At 79.5% G+C, this 1,085-nt stretch carries 1 protein-coding gene; it reads left to right on the forward strand.

Translation table 11 applies throughout. The features are described from left to right. Positions 1-44 precede the first annotated feature (44 nt). Positions 45-1,085 (forward strand): NAD-dependent epimerase/dehydratase family protein (locus DZF91_RS23355; RefSeq protein ID WP_147341308.1); only part of this gene is annotated, 1,041 nt, incomplete at its 3' end.

A 1,085-nucleotide genomic window follows, 5' to 3' on the forward strand; every position in this document is an offset into this window, starting at 1 on the left:
GACCTCGCCGCCGCGATCCGGCGCCGCGCCGGGGCCGTGGCCCCGTGACCACGCCCGGACCCGCGGACCGGACGCCGGGACGGCCGCGCGCGCTGGTCGTCGGCGGGACGGGGTTCCTGGGCCGCCACATCGTGGCCGCGCTCGCGGCGGACGGATGGGACGTCACCGTCGCCTCCCGCCGCGCCACGACCGCCCCGGCCGTGGCCCTGCCACCCGAGAGGCCATCGCCCGGAGACCCATCGGACGCGTTGCGCGGGGTGCTGGCCGAGGCGTTGCGCGGGCTGCGTCCGGCGCTGGTCGTCAACGCCGCCGGGCTGATCTGGCGTCCGGACCCGGCGGATATGGCCGTCGCGAACAGCGACGTGCCCGAGTCGGTCGCGCTGGCGATGGCCGACGCCGGGTCGCGCGCCCGGCTCGTCCACCTGGGGTCGTGCCTGGAGTACGGGCCGGTCCCGCCGCACACCGCCGTGGACGAGCGCGTGCCCGCCGCACCGGCGACCGCGTACGGGCGGTCGAAGCTGCTCGGCACGCGGCGGCTGCGCGCGGTGGCCGACGGGCACGGGCTGGACGCCGTCGTGCTCCGCGTGTTCAACGCGATCGGACCCGGGATGTCCCCGGCCAGCGTCCTCGGGCGCGCGCTGCGGGTCCTGCTCGCGGCCCGCGCGGACGGCGGACGCGCGGGACTCGACCTGCTGGACCTCCGCCAGCACCGCGACTACGTGGACGCCCGCGACGTCGCCGAGGCGGTCGTCGCCGCGGCCACCGCGCGCCCCGGCGACGAGTGGTGCTTCAACATCGGGTCCGGGACCGCCCGGACCGCCGCCGAGGTGGTGCGGCTGCTCGCCGAGGCGAGCGGGGTGCCGTTCGACCTCGTCCTGCGTCCGGTGACCGGCGACGGGGCCAGGTCGGCCGGGGCCGACTGGCAGCGCGCGGACACCGGGCTGGCCCGGCGCGCGCTCGGCTGGACGCCGCGCCGGACGCTGCCGCGGACCCTCGACGACATCTGGGCGGCGGCCGTCCGCGCGGACGACCACCCCCCGGACCACCGCGCCGCCGCCGGAACCCCTTCCGGACGCGCCGCCGCC

Origin of the sequence: Actinomadura logoneensis (assembly GCF_003428695.1) — a bacterium.
Classification (GTDB): Bacteria; Actinomycetota; Actinomycetes; order Streptosporangiales; family Streptosporangiaceae; genus Spirillospora; species Spirillospora logoneensis.